This window comes from Lawsonibacter sp. JLR.KK007 (genome assembly GCF_036941135.1).
Lineage (GTDB): Bacteria > Bacillota > Clostridia > Oscillospirales > Oscillospiraceae > Lawsonibacter.
Map to the genome: position 1 here is coordinate 1,194,342 of NZ_JAYWSY010000002.1, position 24,235 is coordinate 1,218,576.

At 57.9% G+C, this 24,235-nt stretch carries 28 protein-coding genes and 2 tRNA genes; 25 read left to right on the top strand and 5 right to left on the bottom strand.

Going from position 1 to position 24,235, the window contains the following annotated elements; genetic code table 11:
* Positions 1 to 113: 113 nt before the first annotated feature.
* Genes VV088_RS15830 through VV088_RS15845 form a run of 4 tightly spaced genes read left to right on the top strand, consistent with a single transcriptional unit; the run spans position 114 to position 8,334 of the window.
* Positions 114 to 4,904: a nicotinate-nicotinamide nucleotide adenylyltransferase gene (locus tag VV088_RS15830; RefSeq protein ID WP_334601679.1), complete on the top strand. Its 4,791-nt coding sequence runs from the start codon at positions 114 to 116 to the stop codon at positions 4,902 to 4,904.
* A gap of 13 nt (positions 4,905 to 4,917) precedes the next feature.
* The gene (locus VV088_RS15835) at positions 4,918 to 5,991 is read left to right on the top strand and encodes an SMI1/KNR4 family protein (protein ID WP_334601680.1); all 1,074 of its coding nucleotides are present in this window, start codon (positions 4,918 to 4,920) and stop codon (positions 5,989 to 5,991) included.
* Between the two features lie 26 nt (positions 5,992 to 6,017).
* The gene (locus VV088_RS15840) at positions 6,018 to 7,259 is read left to right on the top strand and encodes a lactate dehydrogenase (protein WP_334601681.1); all 1,242 of its coding nucleotides are present in this window, start codon (positions 6,018 to 6,020) and stop codon (positions 7,257 to 7,259) included.
* 16 nt (positions 7,260 to 7,275) lie between these two features.
* Positions 7,276 to 8,334, top strand: a complete 1,059-nt coding sequence (locus VV088_RS15845) for a flavodoxin family protein (RefSeq protein WP_334601682.1) — start codon at positions 7,276 to 7,278, stop codon at positions 8,332 to 8,334.
* Positions 8,335 to 8,371: 37 nt separating this feature from the next.
* Here VV088_RS15845 and VV088_RS15850 read toward each other — a convergent pair whose 3' ends face one another.
* Entirely contained in the window at positions 8,372 to 9,130 is a 759-nt protein-coding gene (locus VV088_RS15850; RefSeq protein ID WP_334601683.1) for a peptidoglycan DD-metalloendopeptidase family protein, read from the bottom strand.
* Positions 9,131 to 9,301: 171 nt separating this feature from the next.
* On the opposite strand from VV088_RS15850, the gene VV088_RS15855 reads away from it, so the two are divergent.
* Positions 9,302 to 9,388 (top strand) — tRNA-Leu (locus tag VV088_RS15855).
* A 3-nt stretch (positions 9,389 to 9,391) separates the two neighbouring features.
* A tRNA-Met gene (locus tag VV088_RS15860) sits at positions 9,392 to 9,467 on the top strand.
* On the opposite strand, the gene VV088_RS15865 is transcribed toward VV088_RS15860, so the two are convergent.
* Positions 9,446 to 10,894: a recombinase family protein gene (locus tag VV088_RS15865; protein WP_334601684.1), complete on the bottom strand. Its 1,449-nt coding sequence runs from the start codon at positions 10,892 to 10,894 to the stop codon at positions 9,446 to 9,448. The two genes, VV088_RS15860 and VV088_RS15865, sit on opposite strands and share 22 nt — an antisense overlap.
* 624 nt (positions 10,895 to 11,518) lie before the next feature.
* Positions 11,519 to 12,163, bottom strand: a complete 645-nt coding sequence (locus VV088_RS15870; RefSeq protein ID WP_334601685.1) for a helix-turn-helix domain-containing protein — start codon at positions 12,161 to 12,163, stop codon at positions 11,519 to 11,521.
* A 137-nt stretch (positions 12,164 to 12,300) separates the two neighbouring features.
* On the opposite strand from VV088_RS15870, the gene VV088_RS15875 reads away from it, so the two are divergent.
* The 14 genes from VV088_RS15875 (at position 12,301) to VV088_RS15940 (ending at position 18,951) form a co-directional block, all read left to right on the top strand.
* Positions 12,301 to 12,501, top strand: a complete 201-nt coding sequence (locus VV088_RS15875; protein ID WP_334601686.1) for a helix-turn-helix domain-containing protein — start codon at positions 12,301 to 12,303, stop codon at positions 12,499 to 12,501.
* Positions 12,502 to 12,503: 2 nt separating this feature from the next.
* The gene (locus VV088_RS15880) at positions 12,504 to 12,671 is read left to right on the top strand and encodes a hypothetical protein (protein WP_334601687.1); all 168 of its coding nucleotides are present in this window, start codon (positions 12,504 to 12,506) and stop codon (positions 12,669 to 12,671) included.
* A complete protein-coding gene (locus VV088_RS15885) occupies positions 12,672 to 14,147 on the top strand; it encodes a DNA primase family protein (protein ID WP_334601688.1) in 1,476 nt (491 codons plus the stop codon).
* Positions 14,148 to 14,288: 141 nt separating this feature from the next.
* Positions 14,289 to 14,531 (top strand): hypothetical protein, encoded by a 243-nt coding sequence (locus VV088_RS15890; RefSeq protein ID WP_334601689.1) that lies wholly within the window; start codon positions 14,289 to 14,291, stop codon positions 14,529 to 14,531.
* Positions 14,528 to 14,920, top strand: a complete 393-nt coding sequence (locus VV088_RS15895; RefSeq protein WP_334601690.1) for a hypothetical protein — start codon at positions 14,528 to 14,530, stop codon at positions 14,918 to 14,920. Before VV088_RS15890 ends, VV088_RS15895 begins: the two co-directional genes overlap by 4 nt.
* Positions 14,917 to 15,150 (top strand): hypothetical protein, encoded by a 234-nt coding sequence (locus tag VV088_RS15900; protein WP_334601691.1) that lies wholly within the window; start codon positions 14,917 to 14,919, stop codon positions 15,148 to 15,150. The genes VV088_RS15895 and VV088_RS15900 overlap by 4 nt, the downstream gene beginning before the upstream one ends.
* A complete protein-coding gene (locus VV088_RS15905; RefSeq protein WP_334601692.1) occupies positions 15,147 to 15,284 on the top strand; it encodes a hypothetical protein in 138 nt (45 codons plus the stop codon). Before VV088_RS15900 ends, VV088_RS15905 begins: the two co-directional genes overlap by 4 nt.
* 445 nt (positions 15,285 to 15,729) lie before the next feature.
* Positions 15,730 to 16,077 (top strand): hypothetical protein, encoded by a 348-nt coding sequence (locus VV088_RS15910; protein ID WP_334601693.1) that lies wholly within the window; start codon positions 15,730 to 15,732, stop codon positions 16,075 to 16,077.
* On the top strand, positions 15,980 to 16,354 hold the full coding sequence (locus tag VV088_RS15915; RefSeq protein WP_334601694.1) for a hypothetical protein: 375 nt from the start codon (positions 15,980 to 15,982) through the stop codon (positions 16,352 to 16,354). The genes VV088_RS15910 and VV088_RS15915 overlap by 98 nt, the downstream gene beginning before the upstream one ends.
* Positions 16,341 to 16,595 (top strand): hypothetical protein, encoded by a 255-nt coding sequence (locus VV088_RS15920; RefSeq protein WP_334601695.1) that lies wholly within the window; start codon positions 16,341 to 16,343, stop codon positions 16,593 to 16,595. Before VV088_RS15915 ends, VV088_RS15920 begins: the two co-directional genes overlap by 14 nt.
* A 1-nt stretch (position 16,596) precedes the next feature.
* Positions 16,597 to 16,830 (top strand): hypothetical protein, encoded by a 234-nt coding sequence (locus tag VV088_RS15925; RefSeq protein ID WP_334601696.1) that lies wholly within the window; start codon positions 16,597 to 16,599, stop codon positions 16,828 to 16,830.
* The gene (locus VV088_RS15930) at positions 16,827 to 17,165 is read left to right on the top strand and encodes a minor capsid protein (protein WP_334601697.1); all 339 of its coding nucleotides are present in this window, start codon (positions 16,827 to 16,829) and stop codon (positions 17,163 to 17,165) included. Before VV088_RS15925 ends, VV088_RS15930 begins: the two co-directional genes overlap by 4 nt.
* 16 nt (positions 17,166 to 17,181) lie before the next feature.
* Entirely contained in the window at positions 17,182 to 17,517 is a 336-nt protein-coding gene (locus VV088_RS15935; RefSeq protein ID WP_334601698.1) for a hypothetical protein, read from the top strand.
* A gap of 18 nt (positions 17,518 to 17,535) precedes the next feature.
* Entirely contained in the window at positions 17,536 to 18,951 is a 1,416-nt protein-coding gene (locus VV088_RS15940) for a hypothetical protein (protein WP_334601699.1), read from the top strand.
* Between the two features lie 50 nt (positions 18,952 to 19,001).
* Here the strand turns inward: VV088_RS15940 and istB are convergent, their stop codons facing one another.
* Entirely contained in the window at positions 19,002 to 19,799 is a 798-nt protein-coding gene (gene istB, locus VV088_RS15945) for an IS21-like element helper ATPase IstB (RefSeq protein ID WP_334599536.1), read from the bottom strand.
* The gene (istA, locus tag VV088_RS15950) at positions 19,792 to 21,015 is read right to left on the bottom strand and encodes an IS21 family transposase (RefSeq protein WP_334599537.1); all 1,224 of its coding nucleotides are present in this window, start codon (positions 21,013 to 21,015) and stop codon (positions 19,792 to 19,794) included. The genes istB and istA overlap by 8 nt, the downstream gene beginning before the upstream one ends.
* Before the next feature lie 367 nt (positions 21,016 to 21,382).
* Between istA and VV088_RS15955 the strand changes: the two genes are divergently transcribed.
* The 5 genes from VV088_RS15955 to VV088_RS15975 are packed head-to-tail and all read left to right on the top strand — an operon-like array spanning position 21,383 to position 23,787.
* The gene (locus tag VV088_RS15955) at positions 21,383 to 21,868 is read left to right on the top strand and encodes a hypothetical protein (protein ID WP_334601700.1); all 486 of its coding nucleotides are present in this window, start codon (positions 21,383 to 21,385) and stop codon (positions 21,866 to 21,868) included.
* 12 nt (positions 21,869 to 21,880) lie between these two features.
* The gene (locus tag VV088_RS15960; RefSeq protein ID WP_334601701.1) at positions 21,881 to 22,165 is read left to right on the top strand and encodes a hypothetical protein; all 285 of its coding nucleotides are present in this window, start codon (positions 21,881 to 21,883) and stop codon (positions 22,163 to 22,165) included.
* Between the two features lie 11 nt (positions 22,166 to 22,176).
* Positions 22,177 to 22,500 (top strand): hypothetical protein, encoded by a 324-nt coding sequence (locus VV088_RS15965; protein ID WP_334601702.1) that lies wholly within the window; start codon positions 22,177 to 22,179, stop codon positions 22,498 to 22,500.
* A 21-nt stretch (positions 22,501 to 22,521) separates the two neighbouring features.
* Positions 22,522 to 23,163, top strand: a complete 642-nt coding sequence (locus VV088_RS15970) for a hypothetical protein (RefSeq protein WP_334601704.1) — start codon at positions 22,522 to 22,524, stop codon at positions 23,161 to 23,163.
* A 54-nt stretch (positions 23,164 to 23,217) separates the two neighbouring features.
* Positions 23,218 to 23,787 (top strand): sigma-70 family RNA polymerase sigma factor, encoded by a 570-nt coding sequence (locus VV088_RS15975; RefSeq protein ID WP_334601705.1) that lies wholly within the window; start codon positions 23,218 to 23,220, stop codon positions 23,785 to 23,787.
* Positions 23,788 to 24,235: the final 448 nt, after the last annotated feature.

Consider the following 24,235-nt stretch of genomic DNA (forward strand, 5'->3'; position numbering starts at 1 on the left):
CGGTCCCGGCTTCGGGGCCGCGTTTTCTCTTTCCAAACCGGAGAAAATGTGCTATGCTTATTATGAGATAATTTTGCCGCCCCCGGACTGGGGACGGCGGATGAGGTGACGGTATGAACAAACTGATCCGACAGCTGAACCGTGATATCCTCGAGGCCCTGGCTGCCCGCAGGCCGGGGGGGTTCGCCAACCGCCGGACCCTTCAGGAGCTGATGAAGGCTCCCGCCTGGACCGACGGTCTCGCCGCCCTGTTCCCCATCCGGGAGCGCCTGAGCTGCGCCCGCATCCTGGAGCTGTGCACGTCCATCCTGGACCGGCTGTGCCCCAAAGCGCCGGAGAAGGGCTGGGGTCCCTTCACCTACCAGTATGTCTGCCACATCATGTACCCGGAAAACGGCTTCGCCCCCGAGGCGGACCGCTGCGGCAGCGGGGCGGAGTTTTACCTCACCGTCCTTCAGGTCCTGCTGGACCAGGAGCGGACCGCCCTGCCCTTTGATCCCATGCTGGACTTCCAGTTCCTCACCGAGGAGGAGTACGAGGTCTGCGACAAAGCCAGGGAGTACCGCCGGTTCCTGGCGGCCTGGCGGGGGGAGTTCCTCTACGAGCTGATGCGCCTGGGGATGGAGTTCACCCCCTTCAAGACCCTGAGCCACATTGCCGGGGTCCACTACATCGCCATGACCGCCGCCCGGGGGCTGGCGGAGGCGGGGGTGGAGGTGGACCTGGCTCTGATCTCCGCCGCCGCCGCCGCCCACGACGTGGGCAAATTCGGCTGCCGCCCCGGGGAGCGGGTGCCCTACCTCCACTACTACTACACCGACCAGTGGCTGCTGGAGCGGAAGATGGAGGACATCAGCCACATCGCTTCCAACCACTCCACCTGGGACCTGGAGCTGGAGTCCCTGTCGGTGGAGTCCCTGCTGCTGATCTACGCCGACTTCCGCTCCAAGTCGGAGCGGGACAAAGAGGGCAATGAGATTGTGGTCCTCTACCCCCTGGACCAGTCCTTTCAGGTGATCTTGTCCAAGCTGGACAACGTGGACAGGAAAAAGCGCCGCCGGTATGAGTTTGTCTATGGCAAGCTCCACGATTTCGAGGACTACATGCGCCGCCTGGGGGTGGACGTGGACCTGACCGGCCAGAAGCAGCACCCCGCCCCCCATAAGGACCCCGCTCTCATGGGGCCGGACGAGACGCTGAACGGCCTGATCCTCCTGTCGGTGGAGCACAACCTGCAGCTGATGCACATGCTGTCCAACGAGCAGAAGTTCGGCAACCTCATCGAGGCCGCCCGTTCTACCAAAAGCTGGCAGCAGCTGCGGGCCTATCTGAACGTGTTCGGGGAGTATTTCACCTACCTGTCCGTGCGCCAGAAAACCCAGGCGCTGTCCTTCCTCTATGAGCTGCTGATGCACCGCGAGGGTGACATCCGCCGTCAGGCCGGCGCCCTCATCGGCCAGATCATCGCCCGATTCCACCTGGTCTACCGCAAGGAAATCCCCGACGACGCCCAGAACGATCCGGCGGAGGAGGTCCCCTTCACCCTGTGGAGCCAGTATCTGGACATGATCATCTTCCCCGACCACAAGACCACCCCCCAGCAGCGTTCCCACATCAGCTACACGCTGAAGCTGGTGGTGGAATCCATGCTGCTCCACGCCCGTCCCGGGGACATCCCCCGGTTTCTGGACGCCCTGCTCCGGTACTACGACAGCCCGGAGCAGACCGACGACGACACCGCCTTCACCCTGCTGGACGCCGCCCGGTATCTGCCCCCCAAGCACTACGGGGAGGAGACCAGAGAGAAGCTGGTCAAGTTCGCCGCCCACTTCACCGTGTCGGAGGACCTCCGGCTGGTCACCGCCGCTCTCCAGTTCCTGCGGGAGACGGCCCGCAACCTCCCCCGCAGCCATCCCCAGATGGCCCGCATCGCCCAGGTGGCGGAGAACGCCTCCTCCCGCCAGCTGACCACGGTGTTCCTCAAGTGCCGCATCCTCCGCCGGGCGGGGCGGGACGTCTCCGCCCTGGAGCACATCCTGTACCACACCGACATCACCAGCGAGGTTTTTCTGGACAACCTGAAGATCGCCACCCCCTGGGTGGTGAAGGTGGCCGGCGTGGAGCTGCTCCGGGACCAGGTGGAGCACGGGATGGAGGCCCATGTGCTCCATATCGCCACCCACTTTTCCAACCTGGTCAAGGTGTCGGAGCGGGTGGTGGTCCGGCACACCGCCGGCTCCGCGCTGGTGCACACCCTGTCCCTGCTCCGCCGGGAGCAGCGCAACGAGGTGGTGGTGGAGCTGGGCAAGGGCCTGGAGATGGGCCAATACGAGATCTCCAAATACATCCCCCAGTACCTGGGGGAGGCCGCCCTGTACCTCCACCCCAGCGAGCTGGACGAGCAGGTGCTGTGGCTCAAGGGCCTGCTGGGTTCCCCCAACGACTCCGCTGTGGCCGGCGCACTGAACACCATTGCCGTCCTGCTGCAGCACTACCCCGCCTACCAGCAGCGCTTTTCCGAAAAGCAGGAGGTCTATAACCGCCGCCGCCGGGAGCTGCTGGGCCTGCTCCTCCAGGGCCTGGCCCACTACCGGGAGACGGTGCGCCAGGAGGCCCTGCTGGTCACCGGAAAGATCCTCTTCGAGAGTCCCATCCTGGATATGGAGCAGAAGGCCCATCTCTTCTCCCTCAGCTACCGCAAGCTGCTCTTCCTGACCCAGGAGTCCTCCCGGCAGGACGGCCTGACCTTCTACTACCGGGCGGCCGCCCTGGCCCACATCAACCGCTTCATCGCCCTGCGGCGGCTGGACCACGGCCCCTTCACCTTTGAAACGCCCCGGAAGATCGCCTTCTTCCCCGGCACCTTCGACCCCTTCACCCTGTCCCACAAGGGAATCGTCCACGCCATCCGGGACCTGGGCTTTGAGGTCTATCTGGCGGTGGACGAGTTCTCCTGGTCCAAGAAGGCCCAGCCCCACCTGATCCGCCGTCAGATCGTCAACCTGTCGGTGGCGGGGGATTTCCACGTCCACCTGTTCCCGGACGACATCCCGGTCAACATTGCCAACCCCGCCGATCTGCGGCGGCTGGTGGACCTGTTCCCCGGCCAGAAGGTGTACATTGTGGCGGGCAGCGACGTGGTGGCCAACGCCTCCTCCTACAAGGCGGAGCCCAAGCCCTTCTCCATCCACCAGATGAACCATGTCATCTTCCGCCGGGCGGGGGAGAAGGAGCTGCCCGCTCCGCTGCCCATCACCGGCGAGGTGATTCAGCTCCAGCTGCCCCCCCATTTGGAGGACATCAGCTCCACCCGCATCCGGGAGAATGTGGACCTGAACCGGGACATCTCCAACTTCATCGACCCGGTGATCCAGGACTTCATCTACCAGAACGGCCTCTACCTCCGGGACAGCCAGGAGAAGCCCATGCTGGGGGCGGGCGATCTGGAGTTCCAATGGGTGGGCCAGCCCGACCCCATGCTGCTGGACAGCCTCACCGCTGGCCAGCCTGGCCGGGAGGCCATCCAAACCGCCGTCGCGGACCAGGGGGACAGCATTCTGCTGCTGCGCCAGGCGGGCCGGGGACAAATCCTGGGCTACATCGCCTACCGCTCCCTGACCACCTCCCAGCTGTTCACCGCCCTGGGCGACACGGAGCTGGCCAACCGCATCCGCCTGCGGGCCGCAGGCAGCACCCTGCTAATCACCGCTCTGTTCGCCGAGGGCGGGGAGCGGTTCAAGGATCACCACCAGCTGCTGCTGTGCGAGCTGCTGGCCCGCTCCCTGGAGGAGTCCTGCGTCTACGCGGTGTTCTGTCCCCACGACCGGAGGATCGACAGCCGGCTGGAGGACGTTCTGACCCGTACCGGCTTCCTGGCCCGGGAGGAGGGCTGTCCCATCTGGGAGACGGACATGCATGCCCCCGCCACCCTCATCCAAAACCTGGAGACCACCATTCAGGAACCCCTGTGCCACAATGCCCGGGTACTGGCCGCCATCCGCCGCAGCCACCAGAGCCTTCAGCGGGCGCTGGCCCGGCTCTATCCCGGCTCCCTGCTGCTCACCCTGTCCGCCGACATCATCCACCAGCGCCTGCTGGAGAAGATCACCAACTATAACAACGTCCCTGCCGTACCCACCCATCCAAGGGTGCTGGGGGAGAATATGTGTGTTCCCTACGGCAAGCTCCTCCGGGGCAAGACGGTGCCCAACACGGTGACCAAGACCATCCATACCGACAAGGTGTTCTCCCCCGACCTGTCCGAGAGTGTGATGGAGCCCTTCCCCTACTACGCCCCCATCCCCAGCCAGATTCGGACCATCAAATCCTTTGACCGGCCGGTGATTCTGGTGGACGACCTGATGCACCCCGGCTTCCGCTTCAAGGCCCTGGACCCCATCCTCCGGCGGGAGGGGGTGCCCATCCGCATGGTGCTGGTAGGGGTGCTGTCCGGCTACGGCAAGGACCTGATGGACCACTGGGAGCGGCCGGTCGACTCGGTGTACTTCGTGCCCACCCTGCGCCAGTGGTTCATCGAGGCCACCATGTACCCCTTCATCGGGGGCAACACCGTCCGGCGGCTCAGCTCCCCGGTGCCCGGCCTGCTGCCCGGCATCAACCACATCCTGCCCTACGCCAAGCCCCTCTATCAGGACGAGTGCGGCCGGGAGGCGGTGTTCGACCTGTCCAAAGCCTGTCTGGAGGGTGCGCTGGACGTCATCCGCACCCTGGAGCAGGAGTACCGCATCCTCTATGGCCGTAACCTGACCCTGGCCCGCCTGCCCGAGGCGGTCATCCTCCCCCTGTGTCCCGATAAGGGCACCTGTCTGCACTACGACCCCACCCTGTCCGCCTCCGTCTACCTGGAAAACGACCTGGAACAGCTGCTGCGGCAGAATCAGTAAGGAGGTCCTTTCTGTGCTTGACATCCCCAAAATCCGCGCCGTGCTGGACACCGCCAGCCGGTGGGACATGGACCTGGAGCAGTTCGCCTGCTGGAGCCACGCCCACCTGTTCAACCCGGTCCTTCCCCTGGAGGAGCTGGAGGCCTGGGAGGAGCAGATGCAGGTCACCCTCCCGGAGGACTACCGGACCTATCTCACCCAGTTGGGCAACGGCGGCGCCGGCCCGGCCTACGGGCTGTTTCCGTTTCCCTGTCCTGTAGACGCAAAGCTCCGGCAGCCCTGTATCTACAGCGACGACCGGGAGGAAGCATTTCGTGATGTGGTCCGCCGCTACATCCGGGTAGAGGAGAGCGACGACGACTGGAATCTGTATCTGGATTATTACCCCGATATGCCCGCCTGGAAGGACCAGCGATGGCAGGACGCCCACCGCAAGGAGTGGTGGGACGAGCTGGACCATCTGCTGAACCGGGATTTGTACTTCCCCATGCTGAACCACGGCCAGCATATGATTGCCAATGAGGGCTGCTCTGTGGACATTTACCTGATTCTGAACGGCTCCCACCGGGGGTATGTCCACTGCTGCACCACCGACTGCGACCCGGATTTGGCCTATCCGGAACCCCGCACCTTCGCCGCTTATCAGGCGGAGCATTTGAACCGCACCTTTGCGGACTACTTCATGTCCTATGTGAACCGGGTAGACGACCTGTGCCGGAATCTGTCCGCCGAAAAGCGCCAAAAATTCCGGCGGGAGCGGGCCCAGGCCCGGGACTTTCTGGCCGCTGTCCAGGCTCAGGACTGGGACGGAGTAGTCAAGCTGCTGAACGCCATTGAGGACCCTGCGGCGCTGTCCACCAAGAGCAAGAGCCTGTATATCCACTGCGACGAGCATCACCTGTTGCGCCCCCCGCTGGCTGCAGACCCGGATGTGAAGCGGTTTTATGACCGGCTTTATGGACGGCACGGCCGGGACCATGGCAACTGGGTCACCTGGGTCCAATGCTATGACCCGTCGGAAACCCATCGCGCCCCGTACCCCCGTCCCACCTTCGAGGCCTTCGTGCAGACCTTCTTTGACCCGTAAATCAAACTACAGGACGTGATATTATTATGCATTATTACAATTTTAACGGCGCAGCCCTCGTCTCCGCCCAACCGCTGGAGGGCTTCGGCCCCGAGGTCGAGCCCGCTGGAAGCTGGCGGATGTTCGCCGCCGTCCCCGGCGACCCGGTGCTGGGCCGGGCCTCCTTCAAGGTCACCCACCCCGGCCAGCTGACGCAGGCCGGTCACGGTCTGGAAACGCTGGACGCCTCCCGCCTGCCCCAGGTCCAGGCCGACGAGCGCATCGCCCGGGCCATCGAGGACGGCCGGGTCACCGCTGTCAACATCAGCCGCCCCGGCTGGGAGAAGCTGATCAGGTGGTCCCCCAGCACGGGAAAGAAGCGGGTGAACATCGTGGCCATCGGGGATGTGGGCTCCACCCTCCTCACCGGGCTGAAGCTGCTGGGCGGGGATGTGATCTCCTCCATCGGCATCTGCGACCTGTCCGACCAGATCACCGCCCGGTGGGAGTTCGAGATGGGCCAGATCAACCTGCCCTGGGACTACAACGTCTTCCCTGAGGTGGAGGTCATCCCTCCCGAGCGGCTCTTCGACTGCGATCTGTTCGTCTTTGTGGCCTCCAAGGGCATCCCGCCGGTGGGCTCCCAGGTGAAGGATGTGCGCATGGCCCAGTTTGAGGCCAACGCGGGCATCGTGAAGCACTACGCCAAAATGGCCCGTGAGAAGCAGTTCGGAGGACTGTGGTGCGCTGTATCCGACCCGGTGGACCCTCTGGCCAAGACCGCCTATCTGGAGAGCAACAAGGACGAGAACGGTGTCTGGGACGGCCAGGGCCTGCTGCCGGAGCAGGTGCAGGGCTTCGGCCTGGGAGTGATGAACGCCCGGGCGGCCTACTTTGCCAGGCGGGACCCCCGGCTGGCCTCCTTCCTCACCGAGGGCCGGTCCTACGGCCCCCACGGAACGGGGCTGTTTATCGCCAACTCCATCCAGAACTACGACGAGGAGATCTCCCAGGAGCTGACCCAGCTCACCGTCACCGCCAACCTGAAGATGCGGGAGATCGGCTTCAAGCCCTACGTGGCCCCCGCCCTGTCCTCCGGGGCGCTGTCCCTGCTGCTCACCCTCCGGGGGGAGTGGCACTGCGGCTCCGTCTTCCTGGACGGCGTCTATATGGGCGTGAAGAACCGCTGCACCCCCGCCGGGGTGGAGACCGAGCTGCTGCCCCGCATCCCCGACCCCCTCTTCGGCCACATCCGGGAGGCGGCGGAGCATTTAAAGACCATTTTATAAACGAGAAGGTGTCCCAATGTCTTTGGTACTCATCCATCCTGCTCCCGACTCCGGCTGGGCCGGTCAGCGGCTGAACGGCGTACTGCGTCAGGCTCTGGCCGGGAAGGAGGTCCGGGTCCTCCGGACAGCGGAGGAGCTGACCGGCATAGCCGGGGAGCGGCTGCTGCTGGCCCTGCCCCTGGGGGATACGGGGATCAACCTGGAGTACATGCGGATGCTGGTCCGGCTGCGGAAGGAGCGGTCCCTGCTCCAGGGCTGTACCGCCGGACTCATCGTGGACGGAGCGGGAGAGCTGTACACCAAGTCCGCCGCCGCCGAGGCCGCCCTGGCCCTGAACCGGGCGGGCTGTGCCCTGGTGGGCCGTCCCCTGGTAGAGGGCACCGGCTCGCTGGCCAACTTTCAGGTCCAGGCCAACAATCTGGGGGTCGACCTGATGGGGGCCTACCGCCATGCCGCCCAGGAGCTGGCGGAGCGGGTAGAGGGCTTCGTCTTTCCGAAAAAGGAGCGCCCGGAGGTCCTGATCCTCCACGCCTCAAGCCACCACACCTCCAACACCATGGATCTGTGGTCCCAGGTGCGGGAGAAGCTGGAGGAACGCTGTGCCATCCGCGAGATCGGCCTGCGCAACGGCACCCTGTCCGACTGCTCCGGCTGTCCCTACACCATGTGCCTCCACTTCGGTGAGCAGGGGGGCTGCTTCTACGGCGGCGTGATGCAGGACGAGGTCTATCCCGCCGTCCGGTCCGCGGACGCCCTGGTCCTGCTGTGCCCCAACTACAATGACGCCCTGTCCGCCAACCTCACCGCCTTCATCAACCGCCTCACCGCCCTGTTCCGCCAGACCCGGTTCTACGACAAGGCAGTCTTCGCCATCGTCGTGTCCGGCTACTCCGGGGGAGACATGGTGGCCCGGCAGATCATCGCTGCAATGAATATGAACAAGTCCTTCTACCTCCCGCAGAATTTTTCCATGATCAAGACCGCCAACTCCCCCGGTCAGGCTCTGGCCCTGCCCGGCATTCAGGAGCGGCTGGCGCTCTTTGGGCAGAACATCCTGGACACGCTGTGCCAATAACGGAAAGCTCTCCGGCCCCGGCCGGAGAGCTGTTTCCTTATTTCAGATAATTTTGGGGGTCCACCGGCTGGCCGTTGAGGATTACCTCCAGGTGAACATGGGAGGCGACGCCTACCTCGGCGATGGCGGAGGAGCCTACAGTCCCCAGCTCACTGCCGATGTCCACTGAGTCCCCCGCCTCCACCAGGACGTCCTCGTCCAGGTTGCAGTACCAGGACTGCAGTCCGCCGCCGTGGTTGACCACCACAGTGGCGCCCATCAGGCCGTCGTTGTAGACCTGCTCCACGGTGCCGGCGCTGATGGACAGCACCTTCACCCCCTGCGCGGCCGCAATATCCAGCCCGCCATGGGTACGCCAGTCACCCAGAGTCGGGTCAAGGGACAGGGTCTCCACACTGAAATCCCGCAGGACCGCCCCCTGTACCGGCCAGGTAAACACCTTCGACAGCGTCTCCTCGCTGGTCACGGTGTCCGGCTCCGGAGTTGTGTCCTTCACCGGCTCCGGATCGTCTGGCTGGGATGCGGCCTGTCCCTTGCTTTCGGCCGGTGCGGTGACCACCGGGGGTTCCCTCGGAACATTGGGAGCAGGGGGAGCGGGACTGGCCGTGCTCTGGTCCGGAATGGTTACAGAGGCGCTCCCTCCCACTGGCGCGGCAGCGCGGGTGTCGTTTACAACGGTTCTCAGCAGATAATAGCCCGAAATTCCTATGGTGGCGATGCACAGGAACAGGACTATGTAAAAGCCCTTTCCCATGGCGAAATCGCCCAGCTTATTCAAAAAGCTCCGGTTTTTCAAAAAACCACCTCCGAAGCCTATTTTGGACAGGGGACCGAAGGGTTATACATGGCCGGTAAAAATTTTTCAGCCGCGCTCCAGCAAAAGAGGAACGCAGTCGAAAAATTTTCCTTGACAGATGATTGTTTTTGTGATAATCTAGTTGAGCACTTAAGACCGGAAGCCACCCATGCCGGAGTGGCGGAATTGGCAGACGCCCGGGACTTAAAATCCCGTGGGAGCGATCCCGTGCCGGTTCGACCCCGGTCTCCGGCACCATATCGCGGGGTAGAGCAATTGGTAGCTCGTCGGGCTCATAACCCGGAGGTTGCAGGTTCAAGTCCTGTCCCCGCAACCAATTTCACCTAAGACGGATTTCAATGTGCTTTGCATGTTGAAGTCCGTTTTAGTTTCTCCTGGGGTGGCTTCGATCCGCTCAATGAGAAGGTGGATAGCCTTTTCGTCTGCGCTGGCCTTCAAAACCTCCAGCCAGGCCTTGATTTGACCAACGGTAAAGTCCGTTGGTGGGGTGGTCTCCTGGAGCTGGACAATCTCTGCCTTGATGGTCTGCATTTGTTTGCCAATGTCGGCCACTACAGCGGGCGGCAAGGCCCCTGTGACCAGATTCTTCATAAGGGCGTCATATTCCCCCTGCTTCGCCTCTATGCGCTTCTGGAGGGCCTTGTTGAAGTCCTCGACCCGGTTCTTCTCCCCGGCCTGATACTGACGCAGAGCGGCGGCGATCTTGTCCTGATTCTCTGGAGACAGGAGCTTGTGGAGGTAGTCCACAGCGGCCTTGTCCACTTCCTCCATGCGGATTGAGGGAGCGCCGCACTTTTTGGAACAGTAGTAGCGGAAATATTCATGCCCCTTGCTGACGGACCGCGCCCCGTGCATTTTTGCTCCACACTGGCAGTACACCAGGCCGCTGCACAGATACCCGGCCTTTTTCCCAGTCTGCTTTCTCTCTGTCATAATGCGCTGCACCTCCATAAACTGGGCCTTACTGATGATCTGCGGCAAGGCGTTTTCTATTCTAATGGCGTTGGGCTTGCTCCGCCGGTCCTCCCGGCGCTCCTCCTCCTGGGGGGTGTAGATGTATGTCCCGGTGTACTTCTCATTGCGGAGCATTTCATATATCTGCGTGTACTTGATGGGCTTGCCCCGCTTGCCGGTGATCCCGGCTGCGGCCAGCTCCTCAATGATGGCGGTGAAGCCCTCACGGTTTGCGGCGGCGTCAAATATCTTACGGACATAGCCCGCCTCCAGCTCGTTAACCACATACTCCTGATTGACCACATCATAGCCAAAGGGAGCATACCCGCCGTTGTGCTTCGCTTTCATGGCCGTCTCCCGGTGGCCCTTTTTCGTCTCGTTCGAGAGGTTGTCCAAGTAATACTCCGACAGCGACCACATGAGGGTTTTCATGATCTTCGCCTCGGCGCTGGAGCCGAAGTCCTGGGCCACGGCGATCAGCTCCACGGCCCGGTCTTTCAGCTTCTTTTCCAGGTTGACATGTTCCCCCAGGTTGCGGGCCACCCGGTCATACTTGTGGATCAGGATGGTATCGAACCGGCCCTTGTTCACATCCCGGAGCAGCTTCTGATAGGCTTTCCGACTGGCCGTCTTGGAGCCCTTCCCGCTGACCGCCTCGTCTGCGTACACCTCCAGGACAGCATAGCCCTTGCTGGCGGCGTACTCCCGGCAGGCCCGGACCTGGGCGTCTATGCTGGCTTCGTCCTGCTTGTCTGAGCTGTACCGGGCGTAGATTACGGCGTCCTTCATAGTTCCCCTCCTTTTCTGTTGCATTTTGTCGGCGGCTATGGTATGCTGGTGATAGGAAAGAATTATCTTTCAGCGCTGCTAGTAACGGTAGGCGGTTGGCCCTCTCGACAGAGGGCAGCTTCTTTGCCCTCTGATCTCACGAAAGGGGGGCTTGCCCAATGGTCACATACAGTGAACTGTTCCAGTACTCACTTGTCATCATCGGCATTATCGGCCTCTTTATTGCGGCCAATAAAAAGAAGTAACCGCCCTCGGTCCCCCAACCCGGCGGTTACTTCAATCGTCTAACTAGGGGGCCACCCGCTTACCGGCAGCGCCCTTTCTATTCTCAGTATAACCGCATATTCTCATTTTGTCAATGCCCTGTACCATCTGGTACGGGGCTTTTTGCTCCCCGGTTCGGGGGATTGCTTGATTTTCAGCAGACCTCAGATTTGGGGGCAGTTCATCAGGGGATTTTTGTTCCCCAGTTTAGGGGAGGTTACCGGCGCTTTGTCCGGCAAGCTACTTCCCTCGGTATTTCGGGGCTATGGGTGCGATATCGCACAGCGCAGATTTGCGCTCTCCAAAATTGGATTGTCGCAACTTCTTGCGATATCAAAAGGGGGACGAAATTTCGTCCTCCTACTCCCCCTCCTGCGGCCCCTCAGCGCCCTCCGGGGGCGGGGTGGTATCTGTACCCTCCTGCGGCTCTGGGGGCGTTTGTGGGGGCTCTGGGGTGGGAGGCCATGGGATTAGGTATTTATCATAGATATCTGTTTCTTTTATCCGGCGAAGAAGTTCATAAATCTCAAACTTTGAGAAAGATAATATTCGATCTTCTAATGCGTCTACATCGGTAGCTTTAGCTAAATAAACTTTTTTAGCTCTTTTGTCTGCGATTACCCATGCTTCAGCCTCTTTAGGATCAACACCACTTTCGGTAAGTTCGTCAAATAAAGATTCATTCAAACCGATTAAAAATCCAATTTCTTTCAAAAAAGCTGTAACTGCCTTAAATTCGAGTGTTTTGCCTGGAAGCGTTACTGTTTCTTTGCCGCTACTTAAATTTAATTCAACTTTTCCATCTGGTAACGGCTTTATATCGTACAAATCATCAGTCGTCACCCCAAAATAATCAGCTAATTTATTAACTGTATCATATTTCGGGGTGGTCCCCTGCTTTTTCCACATGGAAACCGTTGATTGACGTAGACCTAAATCTCGTGCAACCTTTGTTGGAGTAACTCCTTTTCGCTGGCATAATTCAAAGAATCGGTCATAAAACACAAATTCACCGCCTTTATTTTGGTGGTATCTCCAAATATCAGAAAACTGGTTGACAAAACCAGATATATGGTTTATTCTGATACCAGTTTTCTGTTACACACAACATATCACAAAAACGAAAGGAGTGCAAGAAAAAAGTGAGAATCAGTAAAAACAAATTGGCGTTGGCAATGCTCAACGCCGGGGTTGAATCCATCCGGTACCTTGCAACGGTGTCAGGGGTGTCCATCAACACCATTAGCCGGAGCAACAACGGCGGCACCGTGAAGCTGTCCACCCTGCGGCGGATTGCGGCGGCGCTCAAGGTAGACCCGGCGGAGCTGCTGGAGGAGGTCTGACTGTGAGCGACAACATTTGCCGTGTGCCCGTGTCCGCTACATACACCGTCTATCATGGTAGCAGTGAGCCGGTGATGACGGCGGCGGAGTACGCAGATATCCCGGCGGACGCTATCGCCCGGTATCTGGTGGAGCGGTGCGGTGTGGATGCTATTTTCGGGGGTGATTGATTGAGCGATACGTTATCCTGGAAGCCCCCCGACTACTCCGACGCCGGCAACGCTGTCATCCTGGTGAACGAATACCACGGCCTCCTGGCCTTCTGCGACGCCCTGGGCTGGCTTTCCTGGGCCGGTACGCATTGGGAGCCGAACGACCATGACGCCGTGGGGCGGGCCGTCAAATTGACAGAGAACATGATTATCGAGGCGGGAATTGACCTGACCAGCTCCATTCAGGAAAAAGCCGCTGCTGAACAAGCCGTCGCACAGCAGGAGGAAGGCGCGGGGGAACGGTTGGAGCAAGCAAAGGCCGCTGTCAAAAGGGCGGTCGAGTACTTCAACCACGCTAAAAAATCACGGAACCTTCCGCGCATTAAGGGCATGTTAGAGCTGTCAAAGCCTACCTTACATATTGCCGCTGACCGGCTGGACGCTGACCCATTCGCCCTCAACACCCCGGCGGGGATCGTAGACCTTCAAACGGGGAAAATAACCCCCCACGACATTGACGCCCCCTTCAAGTGGAACACGAGGATAACCAACGCCTCCCCCGGCGACCAGGGCGCTGCGGTCTGGACCGAATTTCTCCAGACAATCACCTGTGGCGACGATTCCCTAGTGGGATTTCTCCAGCAGGTGGCCGGTATGGCCGCAATCGGGAAAGTGTTCTACGAGGGGATCGTCACAGCAAACGGCGGAGGCCGCAACGGCAAAAGCACCTTTTTCAACACGATCTATGGCGTTTTGGGGACCTATGCAGGCACCATTGATTCCAACGTGTTGACCACCGACCGGCAGAACCGTGGCGCGGCCCTGGCCACGCTCCGGGGCAAGCGGCTGGTCATCGCCGCCGAGCTGGAGGAGCACCAACGCCTGAGCACGTCCACCCTGAAGAAGCTGGCCAGCACCGATAACCTGACCATTGAGGAGAAATACAGGTCCCCGGAGGATATTGTCCCCTCCCACACGCTGGTGCTGTTCACAAACCACCTGCCCCGTGTCGGTTCCACGGACGACGGCACATGGAGACGAATTATCGTGGTCCCATTTAATGCTGTCATTCCAGAGGGAACCGGTGTGCAGAACATGTCTGATCTGCTGGTGGAGGAGGCCGGGCCTGCTGTCCTGTCCTGGATCATCCAGGGAGCCGTGGACTTCACCCTGAGCGGCTTTAAACTCACATTCCCTGACGCTGTCGCTATGGCTACCGAGGAGTACCGGAGTCGGGAAAACTGGCTGGAACGCTTCATTTCTGAGCGGTGTATCAGGGAGCCAAACGCCCGAGTGGGTGCCCGTGAGCTCTACACCGAATACAAAACATGGGCACAGGACACAGGCGAATATACCCGCCGAGAAAGCGATTTTGCCGAGGCGATGGACAAGGCTGGCTATCAAAACACAAGACCGAAGAACAAAAAGACCTATATTGGGTTACGACTGGACCTTGCAGGTATCTACGGAAGTCCTTGTGCCACAAGGGGTTAGCAATTTGGGTTAGGGCAGGTTAGCCCTGAAAACAGAACTTTTTTATATATCACTATCGCTTTTATACTCTGCTTTACTTATGCGAAAGTATGTATTTAGGCCTAACCAGACCTAACCCCCAGAAAATGGAAGGAGAAACAAATGAGCTATTACCGCACCTGCCCCAACTGCGACTGTCTCACGCACCAAGTCTGTGCCGAGGCCCGTGAGACCTTCCCGGAACGCTTCACGGGAAAGACCGACCGGGAGGTCGTCGCCGAGATTGCCAGCGTAGTAAAAAGAGCCGCCCAGGGTGCAGCGAACACCCGGGACGGCAGGGCGGAACAGATTGACAAGGCTGTTTCCGCCTCCATTATGAACGAAACGGAGGAAAAAGTCAAATGAAGATTCTGCAAGATATTGCAACGGCGGTCAGATTGACCGGAGAGGTCCGCAAGGCCCGGAAGACCGGAGCCAGTGGCGTCCACCAGGTTAAGCCAGTGTATACCGTTCCAGCTGTCCGCTTTGGATACTGGGGATTTACTATGGAGGGCTGTTTGTTCTACGGTCCAAAGTGGCAGCCGCTCCGGGATGTTTTCGATAACTTACCAGAGAAGACCCAGCATGAGCTTACATTTGCCCCAAAGGCTGGAGAGTGGGGCGACCGTGTACGTTTCTGGAAGCAGGAACTCCGCAACACCCTGGAGCCGGATTTGTACCACGAAATGATTTCCACGCTTATTCGGTGGGGTATCCGGTGCCGCCGGAGGGCACTCGAGGAGGTCATAGTATGATACCATTTACATTTCCCGCCACCATGGAGGAGTTCATGGCCTACCAGGAGCAGCTAATCAACCGTCCTTTGTCTGAGGTGGAGAGGGAGATCACGGCGGAATGGCTTCCGATCATCAATGAGGCGGGACCGGAGGACATCCAGGTTGTGGACGAATTGATTGCCCAGTTCCCGGGCCACCACCAATTTCTGACAGCGGCAAAGGTATGGATGGAGGTGGCGGCAGTATGAAGGACAAATGCCCAAACGTGTGGAGGGTGGCCCAGGAGCTGGCCCGCTGTAAGCACCCGGAGAAGGTTTTAAACGCCCTGACGGTGCTGCTGTCGGAGGAGCCTGAAATACTCAGAGAGGAGGACGAGGTATGAGGGCGGAGATCATCAGACTGTTAGACAAGCTCAGTGATCGTGACCTACGGGGAATCTTATATGTTCTCAAGGTATTGGCCAGGGAGGAGGAACAGCATGAGGTTGGAAATCATTGAACTACTGGATAGAGCTGGTAATCGGGAACTTGACCTGATTCTCCGGTTTATCCGGGCGCTGCTCCGGAAGGAGCCGGGCGCAAGGCAAGCCCAAAAATAAATGTAAATCCTCTGGCCCGTGGACACAATGGACAGAATGGACACAATGGACAGAATACCCGAACAGCTTGAATATTGTCCATTTAGTCCATTCTGTCCATAGGGTAGCAGATTGAAAAAAGGAGTTGATACATACGGGTAAAAGATCACAGGCAAAAGGGCGGCGGGCAGAAATCGAGCTTGCCGGACTTCTCCGAGAACGTGGCTATGATGTGCGGCCAGGTGAGCCTATGAGTTTCGGGCGGGAGCCCGACCTGGTAGGGTTGCCCGGCGTCCACTGCGAGCTGAAACGCCGGGAGGGTGTGGACCTGTCGGCGGCGCTGGCCCAGGCGGCAAAGGACGCTGAGTTTTTCGGGGATGGTCTCCCCACGGTTTTCCATAGAGGAAATCGGCAGCGGTGGCGGGTGACGATGGAGCTTGACCACTGGCTTGTACTCTATGACCGGCAGAAAACGGCGAAAAGCGGAGAGGAGGTAAACAATGACACCGAGACAGCAAAAGGCGCTTGCGGCGCTTCTGACATCCCCCAGCAAGGCGGCGGCGGCAAAGGCGGCGGGTATTGCCCCCCGCACACTTAGAGACTATTTGGCAGACCCAGAGTTTCAGGCAGCGTACCGGGACGCATTTGGGAACATGGTCGAGGACGCCACCCGGCAAGCCCAGCAGGCCATATCTCCGGCCATGTCCACCCTGCGTGAGATCGTGGAGGACAGGGAAGAGGACGCCCAGGCCCGCATATCTGCGGCCCGTGCTATCTTGTCCCACGGCTTGAAGCTGATCGAGACAACGGACATTTTGAACCGGCTGCAAGAGTTGGAGACGGCGATGGAAGGAGGACGCGATGGCAAGTATTGACTCCCGGCTTGCGGCGCTGGCTGAAGCCATAGAGCGGAAGCGGATGGAGCAGGAATACCCCGTGGACGAACTGTCCCGGAGCTTGTACAACATGGGGCAGAGGCTTTCTAAAATGGACAGCCTGGAGAAAGCGGCGCTATTGGCTGAGTTTAACCGGGCTGACCCCCTAGACGGGACAGATGGTCTTAATTTGAGCATGGAAGATTTAGAACGCTTCATAGCTGATTATGTGGAGGTGTGAAATGTCTATTCTTTCGAAGCTGGCCCAACTCCAGGCGAAAGCGGAGAAGTCAAAAATCAGTAAAGTTACCGTGACCTTCAAAGACGGGCACAAAGAATATATGTCCATTGGCGAGTGCATTAAGTTTTGGAGGAGTGACAGGTATCGTGAAGCAGAGAGATTTGAAGGAAAAGGGCATGGAGTTTTGCCAGACCTGTTTACTTCGGGGCTTAAATATGAATCGGAGGATACATGAAACTTGTTATCAAAGAGATAAAGCTCAATAATGCCCAAAAAACATTCCAGCGCATATTCGGAGATGGAGTCATGACCCACGCTCACACCCGGCTCCATGCGTATTGCTCCAACTATGTGCCCATGGACAGCGGGGCTTTGGACCAAACCGTGGACATTACACCGGAGTGCGTCCATTACAAACAGCCATATGCACGACGCCAATGGGAAGGGAAAGGGATAAAGTACAGCACAGATAAGCACCCATTAGCAACCTCCCATTGGGAAGTGGCGGCGATGGCGGCGCACAAGGGCGACCTGTGCAGAGACATTGAGAACTATTTAAGAAAAAAATAAGAAAGGATTTTACAAGATGGATTACAAAGTGAAGATCAACGGCAAGGAGTACACACTGCCTGTTCGTACAATTGCAGTAGATGAAAAAATGTCGAGGCTGGCCGCCCTGGGCAAACGGTGCAAAACTGGTGAGATCACCCGCCGGGAGGTAATGGAGGGCCAATACAGGTTTGTGGAGGAGATGGCCCCTGGTGCTTTCCCGGACCTGGAGACGGCGGATGTCAACATGATTCTGAAAGCCTGCATGGACATTGTGAATGTTTATGCCGCCCCTTCCCTTGAAATGCTGCAAGGTGTTCTGAATAACCCTGACATGAAAAAGGCTGTGGAACTGGCAAAGTTGAACCAATAACCCGGCGGAGGTATAACGATGGCAAACGACGGTACTGTAAAAATTGGTGTTGAATTCTCTAAAAACGACATTCAAAAAGGCTATAAAACCATTCAGGATGAAGCTAAAAAAACGGCAAATTCCTTAAAAAGCGTCAACGACGCCTTGAAATTGGACCCCAAGAATACCGACCTTCTGATTGAAAAGCAGAAGCTTTTGACAAAAGCGGTTGCGGAGGCGGAGAAGGAAGTTTCCGACCTTAGCAAGGCGATGGAACAGGCTAAAGAAGCCGGGATGGAGAAAAAGGATGCCGCAATGTACCAAGTCCTTGCCCAGGCCCTGGAAAAGGCGAAGGGGGAGGCCAAACAATCCGCCGACGCTTTGGCTGATGTTACCAGGGAGCTGGAGCGGAATGGGGTCAGCGCGGATTCTGTTGCCGACAGCCTGGATAATATGGCGCAGGATTCCAGAGCTGCAGAAAGTGCGCTTGATGGGGTCAACAATGCCCTGGACGATGCCCAGCGGAGTGCCAGAGAGCTAAACGACGAACTGGAGCGCTCCAAGGCCGCCGACATTGCGGACAGAGACGCAACAGCCTATGAGGACCTAGCCGACAGTCTGGATGAAGCTAGCGATTCAGTTAGCGATTATTCCGAAAAAATTGATTCTCTGGGGGAATCTGCGGGAAACAGCTCAGGGAGCATTGATTCTCTGTCAAGCAGCATTGCGGGCGGAGTGGTGGCCGGTAAGCTTGCCGCTGACGCTGCGGAATTTCTGGTCAGCAAAATCGGCGACCTGGTCCAGTGGGTGTTGGGTTTAAATGACGCAACAGAGGAGTACCGGGTTGCGCAAGGCAAACTGAATACCGCCTTTGAGGCGGCGGGATTTAATGCTGAAACTGCAAACCAAGCCTTTACCGATTTCTACAAAATCCTGGGCGATATTGACACAGCGACGGAAGCCTCCCAGCTTCTGGCCTCACTGGCCAGAAATACAGAGGATGTGGAAAAATGGACACGGATTGCCGCAGGTGTGTATGGCGCCTTCGGCGACGCCCTGCCCATTGAGGGCCTGATTGAGGCGGCCAACGAGACCGCCAAAACTGGCAAGGTTACAGGTGTTTTAGCGGATGCCCTGAATTGGGCGGGTGAGAGTGAGGACGCATTCAATGACAGTCTTTCCCTCCTGAGTGACGAAGGGAAACGGGCTGAGCTTATCATGAACAACCTGGGGATAATCTACGGGGAGACAGGCGACGTTTTCCGTGAAAACAACGAGGCTATCATGGAGAGCCGGGAGGCAAACCTTCGTTTTCAGGAGAGCATGTCCCAACTTGCGGAAAGTATCCAACCATTCTTGACCACATTGACCGAAATGGCAACCGCTTTCATGGACTGGTTCAACGGTATCCCAGATGGAGCACAGGCGGCTGTCAACGCCAATTTGAAATTGTAAGAAAACGCCGAAGAAATTTTGTAGTTTTTCGGCGGTAAGGGGGGACAAAATCAAGCGTTTCCTTGCTCAAAAAGAGTGTTCACGATTTGCTGCTTCTGGCGCATAAATTCCTTGCGTTCTTTCAGGCGGTAAGACTCGCCCTTGATGTTAATGACAGTGCAGTGATGCAGGACGCGGTCCAGGATGGCGGAGGCGATGGTGACGTCGGCAAAGACCTCGTTCCACTGGGAGAAGGTCTTGTTGGAGGTAAAGACGGTAGACGTTTTTTCATACCTTCTGGCAATCAGCTGGAAGAACAGGTTTGCGCCCTGGATGTCCATGGGGAGGTAGCCGATCTCGTCAATGATGAGCATCCTGTACTTGGCGAGAACCTTGAGCTTGTCTGGCAGACGGTTCTCAAAATGGGCCTTCTTGAGCTGCTCAATAAGCTGATGGCAGTTGATGTAGTAGGTGGAAAAGCGGTGCTGTGCCGCCACAAGGCCCAGAGCGGAGGCCAGATGGGTCTTGCCCACGCCGGGCGGGCCAAGGAAGACCACATTCTCCCCGTTTTCCAGGAAGCGCATGGTAGCTAACTCATCGATCTGGCGCTTGTCGATGGAGGGCTGGAAGGAGAAATCGAAATCGTCCAGGGTCTTCTTGATGGGAAAGCCGGACATCTGGATCTGCTTCTCATAGGCCCGTCTCCGTTTGGATTTGGCTTCTTCTGAAAAAATGTGATCCAAAACCTCCACAATGTTGAGGTTTTCAGCCACGGCCCGTTCCAGGTAGTTATCCAGAATCTCCAGGGTGTTTTTCATTTTCAGGGCTTCCAGGTTTTCCCTCAGCCTGTCCATAGTAAATTCAGTCATACAGCACCTCGTCATATCTGGACAAATCGGAGGGCTTCAAGGGGAAATCTATCACTTTGCCCTGTTCCAGCAGAACATTTTCTGCGTCCATCGTCTGCTTCAACGTAAGCCTTCGGTAATGCTGAGGATTGACAACCATGTCCTTCCTTTGATACGATATTCGGTGCAGAGCGATCTGCTTGCCTTCATAGTAGGCTGCCAGCATACTGTCGAGGGCTACGACTGCCACATCTTTGCCGATGTACTCCGCTGGCACGGAGTACTGATTGCCGGCGTACGAGATGAGGCAGTCTTTTTGTACCCGCCTCAGGTTGATTTTGTCGATGATGTACTCACGGGAGAGAGGGCTCAGGCCCTCTTTTTTCAGCCGCTCAAAGGGAATCTCGTTGGTGGTGGCGTGAACCTTGCCATTGACCTTGTTGCACCAGGCCAGGGCCTGTCCGTTCAGGTCTGCCAGGCTGTTGTACTTGATTCCGACCATGAAGTTGTCCCGCACAAACTGCACCGTCCGCTCCACTTTTCCTTTCGTCTGGCCACGGTAGGGCCGGCACAGAATGGGTTTGAATCCGTAGAATCCCGCAAAATCCTCAAACTGCCGGTTCAGTGTGGAGTCCTCCTGCTTCAAAAGCCGTTTGATCACTACCTGCTTCATATTGTCATATAGAATCTCCTCTGGGTATCCTCCAAAGTACCGGAATGCGTTCTGGTGGCACCGTATCAGTGTGTTTGTGCTCATATCCGTTACAAACTCGATGTACCGCATCCGCGAATACCCTAGAATCATGAGAAAGCAGTACAGTTTCTTCCACTTTCCATCCTCGTACACCAGGTGATCCTCGAAGAATCCCCAGTCCATCTGCCCCTGCTTCCCCGGCATCGTCTCAAACCGCACTGTTGCTTTCTCATTCAAGTCCATCTTCCGGCTGCTCACATACGCCTTGACGATGCTGTAGCCCCCGTCAAATCCCATCTCCCGCAGCTTCTCCAGGATCCGCAGCGCTGAATACGGCGCCTCCTCCAGCCACTCGTCCACGATCTGCTTGTACGGGTCCATCTTTGTTGGCTTGGGTTCGCTCAATGTGTACTCCGGCTTCTGCGGCGATTCCGCGTACCGCTTTGCTGTTCGTGGGTCCATGTGGTACTTCCGGCCCAGCTCCACATAGCTCAGCCCTTTTTGTCTGTCGCTTCGGATATCCATCCACTGTACTCCTTTCATTTCCTGACTCCCTTTCCGGGCTCTTTTTCGCCCTGATTGGGAGTCTATCTTTTTTCCTTCACCTCCGCCACAAAACTACATTTTTTCCTCGGCGTTTTCTTTCATTTTATCATTGGCGCTGACAGCGGCTGTTGTGGGGGTCGTGGCATTCCTGGCAGTGATAAGCCCCATTGCTGGTATTATAGCTGCAATCACCGGGGCGTTGGGAGCGGCAAGCGCAGTCAGCACAACATTTTCCATAGCCGGTATGGCGGTATCCCTGACGTTAGGACAGTGGCTGATTATTATTGGCGTGGTAATTGCGGCGGTACTGGCGTTGGCGGCGGCAATCGCTTTCTTGACTGGGCGGGGTAAAGAGCTGCAAAGTATGAAAATGCCGGAAGTCCCTGATTACAGCGGAGCGGTCCAGGGCGGCGGGCGGCGAGCTGCCCCCCGTGGAGGCGGAGTTTCCCCTCAGAGCGACGGACCGGCGGCGGCACCAATGACCCTGTCCAGCGGCGGAGAGGATGGCGGTATCAGCACCTATGGCCTGTCCCGCGCTCGGTCAGTATCTGCCCTAGAAACATCAATGCCGGTGGCCCGGGAGCGGGTAATCTCCGACCTTGCGGCGGCCATACCGGCGGCCCAGAGCCGGGTGGCAATCGCCACGGCGGACATGGCCCCCTCTGCGGCCTACTCCGCACCGCCCCCGGCCAGCTACGGCACAGGCGGGAACGACAGCGGGCGGCAAACGCCCATTATTGTCCGGCCCAATATACATATCCATTTTGACGGCGACCTTGCCCAGTTTGCTCAGGTATTCAAGCCCGTCATTGATGCTGAGGACGCCCGTGTGGGCGTTGGTGTACAGTAGAAGGAGGAGAGTATGGAATATTACTATGTGACTTGCGGAAGGGTGTACCGGCTGCCCACCCGGACCCTGGAAGTGGATGAAGCCATTGACAGGATTGTGACAGGGGAGGACCGTTTGAGGGCTGGGGAAATCACAAGGAGACAGCTTCGAGGAGAGCAGCGTGATTTTATTACCCTCTGTACCGGGGAGCAGTTACCGCCCCTTGAAGAAATGGATATGACCGATCTGGAGCTTGCCGCACTGGCCCTGGTTGACTTCTATCTGTCCCCGGCCAAAACGATCTACCCAAATATCTGAGGAGGACTACTATGCAGAAGATGATTGAACATGAGCCGATGATCTATACCACCAAGGGGGTGATTCCTCAAAGCTGTCTCCATGACGTGAACGAGGCCGCAAAGAATCAGGCCCCGCCCCCGGACCTGGGGCCGGTGAAGCTGGACAAGACCTGTCCGCTCAAAGGTCGGATGTACGACGCCCGCTGTGATACGTCCTGTGCCCTGTATATCCCCGAGGTGGGGTGTGGTATCAAGGAGCGGTGCATGGGGGCCGGGACGGCCTGCCCCTGGCCCGGATTGCCCATTGTGGCAAGAGCTGCGCCCTTTATGAGGATGGCAGCTGTGCCCTGGTAAAATAAAAAAAGGAGTGTTTTTATGAGTGGATACAAAATGTTTGCTGACCGGCTGGACTACGCTTTCAAAGAGGCCAGGACCCGATACACAGAGGCATACAACCTGATGTTATCCAAAAAGAGGGATATGGAGGACGTTCAGAGGAACCCCAGCCTTGCCGATACCTTCGGCATGAAAGCAGAGTATGATTATAATCAGGCAAAGGCCGCTTTTAAAAAAGCGGAGACTGCTGCGTGGGAGGACTTCGTGCGGGAGATGGAGGAGATCGGCAAGGACCTAAAGAGCGCTTTTGCCAAAGTGAACCAAGCCAGACCGGAGGATATTGACCGGGCCGGTTTGGAGCTGTTAAATAGCGGGATTCTGACCGTTGATGATCTGGGGGCGCTCCTGGACCGATATGAGGACAACCCAACCATGCGGCGGCTGATTGCTCAGCACGTCGAAAAGCTGCTGAAAGACACGAAGGACACCCAGACCCGCCGGGAGTTGATCGCAGTACGCCAAAAGGCGGTGGCCAACGACATTATGGACGCATGGAAGAACCTGGAGGACACGGCCCGGATTTGTACTGGACAGGCCCACGGAAAGGGGGAACCCAGATATGTACTTTCTATCTCCAGCCAGTGGGAGAAGCTGACTGAGAACACAATCAAGAACTTTTAACAAAAAGGGACAGGGAGCTTCCACCCTGTCCTTCTATTTCGAAGGAGGGGTATCGTGAGCAACGAGGAGCTGGTGGCGCTGATTCAGGCCGGGGACCGTGACAGGATCGTGGAGCTGTGGCACCAGGTACGGCGCATGGTCTATAAACAGGCTGCCCGTTGGGCTGGCCTGGGTGGGACTACCATTGAGGACCTAACACAGGCTGGCTTTATCGCTATGCTGCGGGCCGTGGACAGCTACGACCCGTCCAGAGGGACGAAATTCTCCACACACCTATTTCAACGTCTGCGGGCGGAGCTTTCGGCGGCCACGGGGTACAACTCCAAAAGAAGCTGGTTTGACCCGCTCCAGAGCGCAGTCAGCCTTGACGCACCCCTGACAGATGACGATGATTCCGACACGTTCGCCGACCTTATACCGGACCCGGCGGCGGAAGCGGCGATAGAGGGCATGGACGTTCGGTTGGGCGTGGCCGAGGTCCTGGCAGAGCTGCCGGAGGACCAACAGCGGGCGGTTAGGGGGAAATACTGGCACGATCTCACCGTCGATAAAAAGACCCTCAATGCCGCTATGAAGCGCCTGCGGCACCCGGATTGCTCCAAAAGACTGAGGGCGTATCTGTGAGGCTTTACCCGGACACCACGCTTGTAATGTACCTGAATAAGATTTCAGGTAAAATATATTGCGATTCCCCGCAACCAGAAAAACAGCCGATTCTATTACAGAATCGGCTGTTTTTATAGCTTTTTAGTTTCATGAGGTAACCCCTACTCTGCAATCCTGTTCAAAGGCGGCTGCGAAAGCTTCCGATTTCTTTCGGGCGCTTTCCTCGCTCCAGGTGGGAGAAATCTGATTGCTGGACTTATCCTGGTGTTCTTGAAGATTGGTCATGTCTAAGGGCCCTTACCGGACTGGGTCCTGCAGACCAAAAAGTTTTTGCGGAGTTTGAGGCGCTGGAAATAAACCCCATCTCCTCGACCGAGAGTTAGTGCATCTCACTTTTTTAGACATGACGCGCCTACCAAAAATCTACCGAAAAAGCCTCTAATCAGTTGCGTAGCAATTGATTAGA

What these genes read in the sequence shown, in the direction of transcription:
- VV088_RS15905 (WP_334601692.1), top strand. Translation starts at nt 15,147, where the DNA reads ATGAAGGACAAATGCCCAAACGTGTGGAGGGTGGCCCAGGAGCTGGCC.
- VV088_RS15960 (WP_334601701.1), top strand. Translation starts at nt 21,881, where the DNA reads ATGGAATATTACTATGTGACTTGCGGAAGGGTGTACCGGCTGCCCACC.
- VV088_RS15955 (WP_334601700.1), top strand. Translation starts at nt 21,383, where the DNA reads ATGAAAATGCCGGAAGTCCCTGATTACAGCGGAGCGGTCCAGGGCGGC.
- istB (WP_334599536.1), bottom strand. Translation starts at nt 19,799, where the DNA reads ATGACTGAATTTACTATGGACAGGCTGAGGGAAAACCTGGAAGCCCTG.
- VV088_RS15965 (WP_334601702.1), top strand. Translation starts at nt 22,177, where the DNA reads ATGCAGAAGATGATTGAACATGAGCCGATGATCTATACCACCAAGGGG.
- istA (WP_334599537.1), bottom strand. Translation starts at nt 21,015, where the DNA reads ATGAAAGGAGTACAGTGGATGGATATCCGAAGCGACAGACAAAAAGGG.
- VV088_RS15865 (WP_334601684.1), bottom strand. Translation starts at nt 10,894, where the DNA reads ATGAAGGACGCCGTAATCTACGCCCGGTACAGCTCAGACAAGCAGGAC.
- VV088_RS15845 (WP_334601682.1), top strand. Translation starts at nt 7,276, where the DNA reads ATGTCTTTGGTACTCATCCATCCTGCTCCCGACTCCGGCTGGGCCGGT.
- VV088_RS15925 (WP_334601696.1), top strand. Translation starts at nt 16,597, where the DNA reads ATGTCTATTCTTTCGAAGCTGGCCCAACTCCAGGCGAAAGCGGAGAAG.
- VV088_RS15840 (WP_334601681.1), top strand. Translation starts at nt 6,018, where the DNA reads ATGCATTATTACAATTTTAACGGCGCAGCCCTCGTCTCCGCCCAACCG.
- VV088_RS15910 (WP_334601693.1), top strand. Translation starts at nt 15,730, where the DNA reads ATGAGTTTCGGGCGGGAGCCCGACCTGGTAGGGTTGCCCGGCGTCCAC.
- VV088_RS15920 (WP_334601695.1), top strand. Translation starts at nt 16,341, where the DNA reads ATGGCAAGTATTGACTCCCGGCTTGCGGCGCTGGCTGAAGCCATAGAG.
- VV088_RS15890 (WP_334601689.1), top strand. Translation starts at nt 14,289, where the DNA reads ATGAGCTATTACCGCACCTGCCCCAACTGCGACTGTCTCACGCACCAA.
- VV088_RS15935 (WP_334601698.1), top strand. Translation starts at nt 17,182, where the DNA reads ATGGATTACAAAGTGAAGATCAACGGCAAGGAGTACACACTGCCTGTT.
- VV088_RS15895 (WP_334601690.1), top strand. Translation starts at nt 14,528, where the DNA reads ATGAAGATTCTGCAAGATATTGCAACGGCGGTCAGATTGACCGGAGAG.
- VV088_RS15940 (WP_334601699.1), top strand. Translation starts at nt 17,536, where the DNA reads ATGGCAAACGACGGTACTGTAAAAATTGGTGTTGAATTCTCTAAAAAC.
- VV088_RS15970 (WP_334601704.1), top strand. Translation starts at nt 22,522, where the DNA reads ATGAGTGGATACAAAATGTTTGCTGACCGGCTGGACTACGCTTTCAAA.
- VV088_RS15830 (WP_334601679.1), top strand. Translation starts at nt 114, where the DNA reads ATGAACAAACTGATCCGACAGCTGAACCGTGATATCCTCGAGGCCCTG.
- VV088_RS15930 (WP_334601697.1), top strand. Translation starts at nt 16,827, where the DNA reads ATGAAACTTGTTATCAAAGAGATAAAGCTCAATAATGCCCAAAAAACA.
- VV088_RS15900 (WP_334601691.1), top strand. Translation starts at nt 14,917, where the DNA reads ATGATACCATTTACATTTCCCGCCACCATGGAGGAGTTCATGGCCTAC.
- VV088_RS15915 (WP_334601694.1), top strand. Translation starts at nt 15,980, where the DNA reads ATGACACCGAGACAGCAAAAGGCGCTTGCGGCGCTTCTGACATCCCCC.